This window comes from Salirhabdus euzebyi (assembly GCF_014207435.1).
In the GTDB taxonomy this organism is placed as follows: Bacteria; Bacillota; Bacilli; order Bacillales; family Alkalibacillaceae; genus Salirhabdus; species Salirhabdus euzebyi.
Map to the genome: position 1 here is coordinate 95,513 of NZ_JACHGH010000005.1, position 12,561 is coordinate 108,073.

Annotated in this window: 12 protein-coding genes; 5 read left to right on the top strand and 7 right to left on the bottom strand. The window is 35.0% G+C overall.

The annotated features are described in order from the left end of the window. Positions 1 to 107: 107 nt before the first annotated feature. Both HNQ94_RS09490 and HNQ94_RS09495 read right to left on the bottom strand, forming a co-directional pair. Complete coding sequence (locus HNQ94_RS09490) at positions 108 to 254, bottom strand: hypothetical protein (protein WP_174496155.1); 147 nt, start codon at positions 252 to 254, stop codon at positions 108 to 110. Beyond that, positions 251 to 2,389: a sensor domain-containing protein gene (locus HNQ94_RS09495; RefSeq protein WP_174496154.1), complete on the bottom strand. Its 2,139-nt coding sequence runs from the start codon at positions 2,387 to 2,389 to the stop codon at positions 251 to 253. The genes HNQ94_RS09490 and HNQ94_RS09495 overlap by 4 nt, the downstream gene beginning before the upstream one ends. 103 nt (positions 2,390 to 2,492) lie before the next feature. Here HNQ94_RS09495 and crcB (HNQ94_RS09500) point away from each other — a divergent pair, with 103 nt between their 5' ends. Next, entirely contained in the window at positions 2,493 to 2,870 is a 378-nt protein-coding gene (gene crcB / locus HNQ94_RS09500) for a fluoride efflux transporter CrcB (RefSeq protein WP_174496153.1), read from the top strand. Continuing rightward, positions 2,867 to 3,196 carry a fluoride efflux transporter CrcB gene (gene crcB, locus HNQ94_RS09505; RefSeq protein ID WP_174496152.1) on the top strand — a complete coding sequence of 110 codons (330 nt, stop codon included), beginning with the start codon at positions 2,867 to 2,869 and terminating at the stop codon, positions 3,194 to 3,196. The genes crcB (HNQ94_RS09500) and crcB (HNQ94_RS09505) overlap by 4 nt, the downstream gene beginning before the upstream one ends. A 4-nt stretch (positions 3,197 to 3,200) precedes the next feature. On the opposite strand, the gene HNQ94_RS09510 is transcribed toward crcB (HNQ94_RS09505), so the two are convergent. From HNQ94_RS09510 to HNQ94_RS09530, 5 genes are all read right to left on the bottom strand, one after another. Then, positions 3,201 to 3,401: a DUF2197 domain-containing protein gene (locus HNQ94_RS09510; RefSeq protein WP_260400921.1), complete on the bottom strand. Its 201-nt coding sequence runs from the start codon at positions 3,399 to 3,401 to the stop codon at positions 3,201 to 3,203. A 108-nt stretch (positions 3,402 to 3,509) separates the two neighbouring features. Beyond that, entirely contained in the window at positions 3,510 to 4,769 is a 1,260-nt protein-coding gene (locus HNQ94_RS09515; protein ID WP_174496150.1) for a hypothetical protein, read from the bottom strand. Further along, positions 4,753 to 5,961, bottom strand: coding sequence for a DUF58 domain-containing protein (locus HNQ94_RS09520; protein WP_174496149.1), 1,209 nt, complete (start codon positions 5,959 to 5,961; stop codon positions 4,753 to 4,755). The genes HNQ94_RS09515 and HNQ94_RS09520 overlap by 17 nt, the downstream gene beginning before the upstream one ends. After that, positions 5,962 to 6,915 (bottom strand): AAA family ATPase, encoded by a 954-nt coding sequence (locus HNQ94_RS09525; RefSeq protein ID WP_174496148.1) that lies wholly within the window; start codon positions 6,913 to 6,915, stop codon positions 5,962 to 5,964. Positions 6,916 to 7,069: 154 nt separating this feature from the next. Further along, positions 7,070 to 8,758, bottom strand: a complete 1,689-nt coding sequence (locus tag HNQ94_RS09530) for a PucR family transcriptional regulator (RefSeq protein WP_174496147.1) — start codon at positions 8,756 to 8,758, stop codon at positions 7,070 to 7,072. Positions 8,759 to 8,977: 219 nt separating this feature from the next. Between HNQ94_RS09530 and HNQ94_RS09535 the strand changes: the two genes are divergently transcribed. The 3 genes from HNQ94_RS09535 to HNQ94_RS09545 are packed head-to-tail and all read left to right on the top strand — an operon-like array spanning position 8,978 to position 12,511. Next, positions 8,978 to 10,171 carry a cystathionine gamma-synthase family protein gene (locus HNQ94_RS09535; protein ID WP_376697741.1) on the top strand — a complete coding sequence of 398 codons (1,194 nt, stop codon included), beginning with the start codon at positions 8,978 to 8,980 and terminating at the stop codon, positions 10,169 to 10,171. A gap of 30 nt (positions 10,172 to 10,201) precedes the next feature. Continuing rightward, positions 10,202 to 11,410: a M20 metallopeptidase family protein gene (locus HNQ94_RS09540; protein WP_246199983.1), complete on the top strand. Its 1,209-nt coding sequence runs from the start codon at positions 10,202 to 10,204 to the stop codon at positions 11,408 to 11,410. A 48-nt stretch (positions 11,411 to 11,458) separates the two neighbouring features. After that, positions 11,459 to 12,511, top strand: a complete 1,053-nt coding sequence (locus HNQ94_RS09545; RefSeq protein WP_174496145.1) for a homoserine dehydrogenase — start codon at positions 11,459 to 11,461, stop codon at positions 12,509 to 12,511. Positions 12,512 to 12,561: the final 50 nt, after the last annotated feature.

Below are 12,561 nucleotides of genomic sequence, written 5' to 3' on the forward strand. Positions count from 1 at the left end.
TGTTTAAATGTTTTACTCTCGCATTGAAAGAAGGTAAATTAAGCAGTAACAATCCCTTCCTAAAAATATCTTCGCCATCAGGTTTTACCGATAGCGAAGTACTGATATTAAACCTTTAATTGATAATACTGTTCCATAATTTCCTGAGCAGGAATAGCTTTATTGTATAAAAATCCTTGCCCTATTCGACAACCTTGATTTACCAAGTAGTTACTTTGCTCTTCTGTCTCAATTCCTTCCCCTATTACATTCATGCCACTTGCACAGCTATATGGATAATAAAATCAACCATGCTCATATTATTTTCTAATATCTTTCTAATAAAAGCCTTATCAATTTTCACGTAATCAATAGGAAGTTCTTGCAAATATTTTAAAGAACTATATCCTGTTCCAAAATCATCTATACTAATTTTAATACCATGCTGTTTTAAAACATGGAATTTATCCATACTATTTTCAATATCCATCACAACGGATTCGGTAATTTCTAAATGGATGATATCTTTTGGAATATGGTAATGGTTTAAGATGTCTATAAGCTTTATAGCAAAATCCTTTTTGAAAAATTGTTTAGCAGATATATTAATAGCTATTGCTGGCATATCAAAGCCATTCTTCTTCCAAAGTAAATAATCTTGGCATACTCGATGAATAACAAAACTTGTTAAAGGAGCAATAAGGCCTGACTCCTCTGCAATAGGAATAAAAATATTTGGTGGAATATTCCCATTCTCTCCATGCTCCCACCTTACTAGAGCCTCTACTCCAAACAACTCATTTGTCTTTAAATCAATTTGAGGTTGATAATGTACGTTAAGCTCATTCTTTTTTAATGCTTTGTGTAATTCATTTTCATAATAAAAATGGTTTGAATCATCATGCATTGACGCGTCATATAACTTATATACATTCCGTTCTCTTTTTGCCCTAGAAAGAGCTAAACTAGCAGCCTTTGAAATTTGGTCAAAGTTGAAACCGTCATTTGGGTACATGCCAATACCAATAGATAAAGTGATGTGAACAGGCTGGCCATCTACAATTAAAGGGTCATACAAGCTTGTGAATATTGCTTTTGCCAAATCTAAAGCTTCCTGTTTATTATTAAGGTCCAGAAAAACGCCAAACTCGTCTCCCTTTAACTTAGAAACAATACCTTGTGATCCAACTACTTGATGAATTTTCTTCCCGACCTCTTCTATTGCTTTATCCCCAAAACGGTTACCGAACTTCTTGTTGATCACACCAAAACGATCAACGTCCATCAACATAACTGCTTTTTCTTGTTCCGGTTTTTCTTCTATTTGGTTACTTATGTATTGATAAAAATAATCATAATTATAAAGACCAGTATTGCGATCAAATTTCTTTAAATATTCAATATGTCTTTCTGCTTCCATAAAGTCGGTGATATCCGTAAAGGTCATCTGAAATCCACTAAGTTCATTATCTTGCTTATGTAATGGAGTGCATGTTAATTGCAATGTTTTTTCTTCCCCATTTGCAGAATACGTATTAATGATATTTTGATCCTTTTTATATGCAGTAATGAGTTCTTGATGATGAGAATATTGACAAGCAAAATGAGGTAGTACATTGCTGATCGATTGATTAATAACATTCTCCCTTTGATGTTTTAAAATTTTCTCCGCCTGTCTATTCCAAAATTCCACATTACCATTCAAATCACACACAATAATACCTAATGGAGAATCTTCAAAAATTGCTTGCAGTCTATTGTTGGTATCCCACAATGCTTTTTCTTTTTCTTTAATTTCCTTTAATTCAACAAAAATACCAAAATAGTAAATTACCTTTCCTAACTCATTTAAAACCTGGTAAATTGTCAAATATTCTGGTACGACTTGACCATCTTCTCGTTTGTTCAAAATTTCCCCTTGCCATTTCCCATTTTTTTGAACAATCCTAATAATGTCTTTAAAAAATTCCTGTGGATATAAAAAATGCTTTAAGTGAACAAAATTTGATCCTATCAGTTCATGTTCCTTGTGTCCTGTCATATCAGCGAACGCCTTATTTACTTTTAACAACGTACCGCGATAATCCGTAATCGCAATTCCTTGTTTTATATTTTGTAACACTTCATTAGCTAAAAAATCTTCCATTCTATTTTCTTTGAAAGTGAATTTTTTCTTTAAAGGTAGAACTTTTTCAACAATCAAATAAAGTATGAATGTTGCCAGAATAAGAGAAAGAATGACAGTAACAATGCGAATATAAGGATAATATAAAGAGTTTTCCAGATAGAACAGCACAAAAAAATCAGCAATAAGCGCTAACATGATACTGAATGAAAGGAAAAGGAATGTTATAATAAATCGAAAAATTGCGGAATCTCTTGCTATGAACTTTAGAAGTTTTGCTTTCATTGCTGTCCTCCTATGAGTGATTAAAAAATCCTAGGTTATCATTTATACTACCATTATACATTAAATTCTAAAAAATCTAAAAATTCTTTAAAGGATGTGTAGAATGTTGTCTAAATTAACCGTTTTCTTCATTTTCATAGCCGGTGGAATTGGGGCCATTTTACGCTATGGCTTGTCCATTTACATAGATAATGGGGATGGATTCCCTTTAGCTACCTTAACAGCTAACCTAGTAGGGTGCTTTCTACTGCCGATTGTCTTTTTTATACCAAAGTTAAATCCAACAGGGAAACTTATTTTAGGTACAGGAATTATTGGTTCCTTTACAACATTTTCTACCTTTTCCGTAGAGAGCATAAAATTGTTGCAAAATAATCAGTTTTTCCTCTTTCTCGTATATATTGGTACAACAATAGTAGGTGGATTACTTATTAGTATATTGAGTTATTCGTACATGGGAAGGAGAGTGGCGAATAAATGATATGGATTTTTGTTGGAGGGGGTATCGGTGCTCTAAGTAGAATAATGCTCAGTCAAATGCTGAATCATTCATTCTTCCCTTATGGAACATGGTTAGCCAATATAATTGGTTCTTGCTTGTTAGGAATAGTGGTTAAAATTGGTGTGAATGACACTGTTTTTCTGTTATTAGGAATAGGATTTTGTGGGGCTTTCACCACTTTTTCCACCTTTAGCTTGGAAACCATTAAACTACTAGAGGAGAAAAAATGGTTGAAAGCCGGAATTTATGTATCAAGCTCTATTGTTGTTAGCTTAGTAATTGTACTTGTCATTTTCCTCATGTAGTAATTTACTTAAAATTCAATGCTTTTTGATGGGGATCAAGGTCATGCGGATTAATTTGTTTCGTCCGACTTGCCTCACCTTGAATGGATTGATTACAGTTCGTGCAAATGTATAGCTTCGTTAGCCCACGTTTAAGCTTTGTGTACTGAGGATCTTTTGAATCAATTGTGTAAGCTTTCTGACATGTCATACAAATAACATCCATAAAAACACCCCATTTTCTATTATTCAAAGCTATATTTCACTTTCATTTTAACAGATTTAGATTTACAACACATCAAAAAAAGGAGAACAATGGTGTTCTCCTCTTCCTTCATTCTTTTTCCGTCTCTGAACGTTCCTTAATAAAATGACGTAATAAAGTTAATTCTTTCTTCAAGTGCTCCATTTCAAATTGGGACAAACGTTCTTCTCCATACCTAACTTTTTGGTAAAGGTCTACGTTTTTTACTGGAAAGCTTAATCTAGTAAACCACTCTTCTATTGTTTCCGAATACGATCTCCCATACCCTTTTTTATGTGCGAACTTTTCAAAATCGAAAAATAATTTTCTAGCCGGTTCCTCCGACTTAGCAGAAAAGATGTCTAAAAATTTCTGAAAAGGATTTTTCTTTTTACCTTTATCACCTGACATGGGATTACTTGAATGAATAACGTTGCCTATATGATTATTACTTTCATACCGATTGATTTTCTTCTTGTATAGAATGAAAATAATAACAAGAGCAACAATCGCTCCGATAACAATGCCTGTCCATGAAATGGCTTCGATAATTTCTTCCCTATTCTGAGTTGCCCAAGACTTCTGACGTTCTACTTCTTCCTTTCTTGTAAAATCCATATCAAACAAGGAACCTTTATCTAACTTTAATGCATTCAGAAGCTCTGTCATATCAATTCCAGTAAGGCCTAGTACCTTCACCATAATCGTGAGTAAGCCTATAAACATGCTATGGATAACACTATATAGAAAAGAGGCAATCCTAACAATTACATCAAAGAATAGTAAAAGAAACGCACTGATAAATAGAAATATAAACATAAGAAAGGCTGGTCCACTAGCCAAGTTCAATTTACTAAATTTATTACCCTCATTCATTTCAGCCATTGCTAAATACTGCTTTACTAAATGGTTAAGTAATAAAAGGATGAATTGGGTTATCCCTATCCAAATAAAAACATCACTCTTAAAAATAAGCGCTTCGGAAATAGCAAGTACAAAACTAATAATTAAGATTAGCCTCTCGTTTTCCCCACTTGATCCATCTAATTGTTTTATAAATCTCCAGCTAAAAATAATTGCTAAAAGAACTGCTACAACGGCAGGATACGCAAATAAATAGTAGATTATAAAGGCCATCAGTGGTGTGACGATCAGGAAAGGGCTATAGGTTGAGGTAAACCTGCCTATTCCCCAAAAAACAGCAGCACTTAGGAACACAACAAGCAAATAGCTTACATAGGGAAAAGGAAACTTCAAATAGAAAAAAACTGGGGCGATAAAGAAATAAATAAAGATGACTTCATTTATAAAAGATAATGTTCTTATGGCCATCTTATTGTATATGTTCAAGGCCATCCCCCACTTTCGAAGTGCTTTCTATTGTTGCACCATTTTCATGTTCTACTACACGAAACACATTTAATCCTTTCCTTGTCCATTTTGCCGTATAGATTCTTGCCTCATCCGGTAGTTCACCAAACAAAATAACCGTTTGCTGTCTATTTATTTGATGGTCAATTTTATACAATAAATGTTGGAACGGAACCAATGTATTTTGATTACTTACTTTAGCCAATAATTCTAGTGCACTTTTGAGATGTTCTTTTCCTTGTCCACTAAAAAGTTTTTTTCCTCTTTGGGTATTCAAGTGAATTTCAAAAGGAATACCCATTTTGGTTGCAAAATGACATACAAAGGTTACATAAGATAAAAGATTTTCGATGTTGTTTGTAAAGTAAGTATTGCCTAATCGACTACTAGCTGAAATATTAATAATAAAAATCCACGTATTATCTCTCGTTTTTTCCAAAACCTTCGTTTGTAAAGACTGTTTTCTTACGGAAGCCTTCCAATGAATCCGATGAAAAGGATCAGATGAAGTATAATCCCTTGTTCCAATTGGGTTTAATATATCTTCATATGGTGATATGTTCGTTCGTTGGTCACCTATTGTATTGAAGTAGGTTTCTTGCAACCCTTTTACAGGAATAGGTTTTGGATAAACGATAATTTCTGTTTGATAGTACCGTCTATAATATAATCCAATCGTTCGAAAATTTATAAAATGAGGGAATACATATTGTATCGCTTTAACTCTAGCTACTCCCCTTTTTATTGCCTTAACTGACAAGGATAATTCCGTTTCCCCTTTACCAATAATAGATAAAGGTACGTAATATTTTTTTTCTCCCTGGACTAATACCCCTTCGTAATTGTCTAACTGAACATTATCTTCCAATTTAAAAGATAGCTCGCCATTTATAATAGGAAGAAAAGATTCATTTTGAAACCGGATGGATATTTTTTCTTCGTTATTCGGAAATAACCTTACAGATGTTCTTTCATTCCTGATATATAACTTTTTACCCACTCGCTTGTCATACATTTTACTCGCAGCTACAAAAGTAAAAATAACCCCAGCAAAAAGCAAAAATAGAGGACGTTGCGTTAGTAAGCTACCTAAGACAGCAAATGCAGCAAATATGTTAAACCATTCATAATACTTGCTATCCTGCGCGCCTAAGTCCTTCTTCCAATCCATTTATTTCACATCCTCAAACTCAACAGGCACTTGAATCTCCTTTAAAATTTCCGCGATCACCTGTCTAGAAGTCTTTTGCAGAGAAGCTTCCATTGACAAAATAATTCTGTGTTCAAATGCATAGTATGCTAACTCTTTTACATCCTCTGGGGTAATATATTCTCGACCCTTTATGAATGCTCTAGCCTGGCTTGCTCGCATTAAAGCAAGTGTTCCTCTTGTACTAATACCAAGTTCAATATCAGCATGATTTCTCGTTTCATGAACAAGAGCAAGTAAGTAATCTAAGACGACATCAGAGACTTTTACTTTCTTTACTTCCTCTTGAAGGGCTACAATTTCTTCCTTAGATAGAACACTAGCTATTTTTTCAAGCGGTTCCTCCAATTGATAGCTTTTTAATATTTTTTTTTCTGTTGCAAGTGCAGGATAAAGCATATTCACTTTAAAAAGGAACCGATCTAATTGCGCCTCTGGCAATGGAAATGTTCCTTGATTTGATTCGATTGGATTTTGTGTTGCCAACACAATAAACGGAGCTTGTATTTTAATTGTCTCCCCATCAATTGTTGTTTGATGTTCTTCCATTACTTCTAATAAACTAGATTGTGTTTTTGGCGTTGCTCTATTTATTTCATCTGCCAATAAAATGTTCGTCATAACAGGACCATATCTTAATTCAAAGGACTGCGTTTTTGGATTAAAAAATTGAATACCAGTCACATCACTCGGCAATACATCTGGAGTAAATTGAACTCTACTAAACTTACCTTCTATTACTTTAGCAAAGGTTTTCGCCAGCTGTGTTTTACCTGATCCGGGAACACTTTCTAATAGTACATGACCTTTTGCAAGAAGAGCTGTGAACAAAAGCTCAATAACCTCTTCATTTCCATATATAACTTGACTGATTGCTTCTTTTGCTTCTGTGATTTTCTGATTGTTCGGTGCCATAATACTCCTCCTTCAATACCATTCATTTTATCACAAAGATTGTATAAAACTTCTAACAGTTTATTCTATTTTCATAATAAAACGACTAGTCAGTTTATTTTAATTATAAAAAAAGAAAAAAGAACAATCAACCAAATTCTAGTTATTCGTTGATTTATGATTCTAAATTTCCAACCGTCCATAATCGTATGCTTAAATCAATTAAAAAGATTTCATCTGGGTCTTCTAAGGAACAATCGGTTAAAGATTCAATTTTACGTAATCTATACATTAAGGATTGTCTGTGTAAATTTAATTCTCTTGCTGTTTGACTTACATTCCCCCGATTTCGACTATATGATATAAACGTATTAACAAGGTCAATTCCTCTTTCACGATCATACTGCAGTAATGCGCCTATTGTTTGATCCGTAATATTTTTTAATTCTTTATTCTGTTCGAGGCTCATTAAAGCTCGGTCTATTCTAGTATCCGAGTACATATGTTGATAGCCTGGGCCTTTTTGTCTTCTTCCAATTTCTAATGCTTTTTGAGCTTCCTGATAGCTGTCATAAAAACAACGTAGGCCTGCCGTCTTACTTATCCCCCAAGATAAAATTAACTCTGGTAGCAGTTGTTTAAGCCTCTTATTCAAATAATCAAAAAAGGAAAAGACCGTCTCATTAACACTATTAAAATTTACTTCTAAGAAAATAATAAATTGATCCCGTTGATGCGTAGTCATCGTCTGACAGTTCAGCGTTTTTCCTGTGTAATAAATTTCATCCTCAATTCTTCTCGAAATGTTCTGATTCCAGTGTTCATAAGAGGAGTGATCTAAATTTTTCTTAAAAACCTCTGAAAAGTTTTCTGGTTGCCCAATTAAACAGACATAAGGTAAATTGACGTTGTAATTTAGCGACTTAGCCCTGGATAAGACTTGATCCCATGAATTCATTTTTTCCTTCGCTAAACTCCAAACGAAGTCATCTCTTAATTTTAGTTCTGTTTCCAAAATAGTGTTTTCTTTTAAAAAACACAAAGCTATTGCAGTTGCTGCATGTTCTAACAAATGCACTGTTTTTTGCCCGAGTAACGTATCAAGCTCTTTATCCGTTAGTCCTTCTACAATTAAATACCCTTGTATTTCGCTCGCTGTTTGAATCGTAAATTGCAAGACATTTTTACCATTAATAGAAATCACTTTTGTATTAGGAAAAGTAGAGTAATGATTCGTATCAAATGAAGTTAAAAAGACATCATATTCTTCTGACTGCAAATATTTGTTCCACTTCTCCTCTAACTTCGAAGAATCTTTACTTTTCCCTTTTATATATCCACGTTTATTCGTAATAATAACTGGCTTGTGTAACGTTCGATCTATATAGGTGGCAATTTCTGATAAGCCACCGTTGTTTAAAATAATATTTAGTAATTCTTGTTGAATTTCTTCATTTCTTTCTACGATTTTGCTTTCTTCATTTTTCAATGCTTGAAAAATAACTTGAATGACCTCAGCAAAACGTACCTCCCAAGGAAGCATAATAATCGGAAATTTATGCTCATTCGCTAGATCGATTATGGACTTTGGCAGTTCATTGACATACCTGCCTATAGCAATAGCAAGTCCCGAGGCTTCTGATTGAATGACTTCTCTTACAAATTCATAGAGTAAATCATTGTCATGCCCACAGCCAATTCCCGTAGTTAATACAAATTCATTTCTGCGCACAAAATTTTCTACAGGCGTTTCAATAACGGAAACCCATTCAATAATCGCTTCTTGTAAGTGATCCTTTCCAGCAGCAATTTCTCCGTTATTTAACAAATCCAAGCTTGCTACATCTTCCACTGTTAAATGCATATCGGGTTCCTCCCCTCTTTATTGTCCTTTTTTGATGGATGTTTCACAAAACTGACAAAAGGTGTATGAAAAATTTCTTACAATTTTACGAATATTCAATTTACTGCATTTATCATATCATGGGAACTACACATACAAAAATGAAAGCTTCTACTAATTAGTTACTCATTTATGCTTTATGTATTTGATTTATTTTACTTTTGTAAAGGAGTGGTTATGTTGACAAATTTCCGCGAAGTAACTAGAGCAACGAAAACAGTCTGGTCAGGAGAAAGAGAATATTTAGCACACGGCGCAACCCAAGTACCGGTCGTACACAGTGTTTCGTTTGGATATGAAGATGTAGATGAATGGTATGAAGTAGCTATTGGTAATAAAGATGGCCATATCTATGGGAGAAATACCAATCCTACCGTTCAAGCATTTGAGGATAAAGTAAAAGCACTAGAAGGAGCAGAAAGTGCGACAAGTTTTTCTACTGGTATGGCTGCCATTAGTAATTCGTTATCTACTTTTCTAAAGCCAGGTGATCGGGTTGTATCGATAAAAGATACGTATGGAGGCACAAACAAAATATTCACAGAATTCCTCCCTCGCTTAGATGTAGAAGTGGTTTTATGCGAAACGGCTGACCATGAACAATTAGAAGCAGAAGTTGCAAAAGGCTGCAATATTCTTTATTTAGAGTCGCCAACGAACCCAACTGTTAAAATTACGGATATTGAACGAATGGTAAAAGCAGCTAAGAAAGTTAATGCACTCGTGTTTGTTGATAATACTTTTGCTACACCAATGAACCAAAACCCGATAGATCTTGGAGCAGATTTAGTCATTCATAGTGCGACAAAATTTTTAGGAGGGCATGCGGATGCATTAGGTGGTGTAGTTTGCGGTAAGCCAGACTTAGTGGATACAATTTATCACTATCGTGAAATTAATGGGGCAACAATGGACCCAATGTCAGCTTATCTACTACTCCGCGGAATGAAGACTTTAGATTTACGAAATGAAAGACAATGTGAGAGCGCAATGAAAATAGCTACCTATTTACAGAATCATGATGCAATAGAGTATGTTTTTTATCCAGGTCTTGAAAATCACCATAATCATGATATTGCTAAAAAGCAAATGAGAAATTTTGGTGGGATGTTAAGCTTTTCCTTAAAAGGTGGCTTAGATGCCGTCCGAGAATTTTTACCAAAACTAGAATATGCTAATCGTGCTGCAAATTTAGGATCAGTGGAAACAGTTGTTGGGCCAGCTAGGACTACAAGCCACGTTGAATGTACCCCAGAAGAACGAAAAGCAATGGGGATTCCAGAAGGTCTTGTTCGTTATTCCGTTGGGATTGAAGACGTAAATGATCTTATTGATGACTTGGAGCAAGCACTTTCCAACATCAAATCTTCTTAATGAACAGCATTTTTCAAAGGGGGTGATCGTTTGTCTTCCACTCTTCACCAAGCAATAAAAATGAAACAAAAGCTTCAAGACACGAGAAGGCAACTACATCAATATCCTGAGCTTAGCTTCCAGGAATATAAAACAACGAAATATATACAGCATTATTTAGAACAGATTGATGGGATGGAAGTGGTAACAGGTACGGAGAATATTGGTTTACCTACCGGGGTGGTAGGAACCATTTCTTCCGGTAGTGGACCTAATATAGCAATCCGTTCAGATATCGATGCATTACCAATATATGAAGAAAATGAACATGAATATGTGTCAAAAAATAAAGGAATTATGCATGCATGTGGTCATGATGCCCATACAACCATTGCTTTAGGGGTTGCTTCCCTTCTCTCTGAAAAAATGAATGCAGGTGAAATAAAAGGGACCGTGAAATTTATTTTTCAGCCTGCGGAAGAAGATATGGATGAAGAAGGATTAACTGGTTCTCCCTATTTAATTAACGCTGGTGTGTTAGAGGGAGTGGACGCTATTCTTGCTTTACACGTGAACCCTGAACAGCCGGTAGGAGAAATTCAACTAAATGAAGGATATAGCATGGCAAGTATCGATACTTTTGATGCCTGTATTAAAGGGAGTGGTGGTCATGCGGCATATCCTCATTTAAGTACAGATCCCATATCAATGTTACCGTCTGTACTGGAAAATATACAAGGAATTATTTCAAGAAGAACCTCCCCCCTAGAACCCGCAGTTATTAGTGTAACGAGTATAGAAACGGTCCCCTCCTACAATGTCATACCAAGTGAAGTGAAACTCCAAGGAACGATTCGAAGTTATAACCCTGAACGGAGAAATATGTTAAAAAAAGAACTGCAAAACACGCTTGAACTAGTTAAAACATTAGGAGGAGAGTATGAATTAACCATTCATGACGGGGAGCCTGCTTTAAATAATCATCCTACTATTACAAAATGGTTTGAGCAAACAACAAAAGATCTATTGCCTGATTTCCACATCCATCATGGACCATTTGGTTTAGGAGGAGAGGATTTTAGTCATATGACGGAAATTGTCCCTGGGGCGGTGTTTTTCCTAGGAGCAAAGGTTGACAACCAAAAAGATAGAGGACTTCACATGCCGAAATTTGATATCAATGAAGATGCCCTTCCTTATGGGGTTACACTTCTTTCCGAAACAGCAATTCGTTATATAAAAGGTTTATATACTTTGTAAGTCGGCAATCGAACTATAAATAGGCAAAAGCAAAGGGGGATGAATGAAATGACTCAAAAAGTTGCCTTAATTGGATTCGGTGGAGTAGGTCAAGGGTTAGTAAACATTTTACGTACAAGAAAAGAAAAATTACGAAGTACACTCGGGACAAATATTGAAATTGTATCCATATCCGATTTGAAGAAAGGATCGATACATCATCCGGACGGTTTAGATTTAGAACAAGTCGACCAAATAATGAAAGAATCTGGAAACTTAGAGGATTATCCAAATGTAGACGGTGCTGTAAAAGGTTGGGATAGTTTTGAAACCATCGAAAAAACAAATGCAGATACAATTGTTGAAATCACCTATACAGATGTTCATACCGGACAGCCAGCAATTGACCACTGTAAAGCAGCTATTCGTAACGGTAAAAACGTCGTGATGAGCAATAAAGGTCCTGTTGCTCTTGCATACCAAGAGTTATCGGAGCTTGCTAAAGCTCACAATGTAAGTTTAGGTTTTGAAGGAACAGTAATGAGTGGTACACCAGCCATAAGATTACCGATTGTGTCTCTTGCCGGAAATGAAATCAATGAAATCAAAGGAATTTTAAATGGAACAACAAATTACATTTTGACAGAAATGGAGAAAGGTATTCCATATGAAGATGCCTTAACAAAAGCACAAGAGCTTGGTTACGCTGAGGCAGATCCTACAAGTGATGTAGAAGGATACGATGCCCTTTACAAAGTTGTCATTTTAGCCAATGTCATTATGGGTGTTCCGTTAAAGAAAGAAGATGTTTATTGTAAAGGAATTTCTCATTTAACCTTACAGGATATAGAAGAAGCTGAACAAGAGAAGAAAAAGTGGAAATTACTCGGTCGAATAAATTGGAACGGTCAACGAGTAGAAGCATCTGTAATGCCTGAGAAAATCGAAATCACCGATCCACTTGCAGCCGTTCAGGGTGCAACAAATGCCGTCACTTATGAATGTGACTTATCTGGTCCAATTACGTTGCTAGGAGCCGGTGCTGGAATTGTGGAAACTGGTTATTCTTTATTAATTGACCTTATTAACTTAGAAAGAAAAATAATAGACACGCCAAAATAACTTTCCCTGTGACCTATCAAAAATAGGTAAATATGTATATGGAGAGGAGA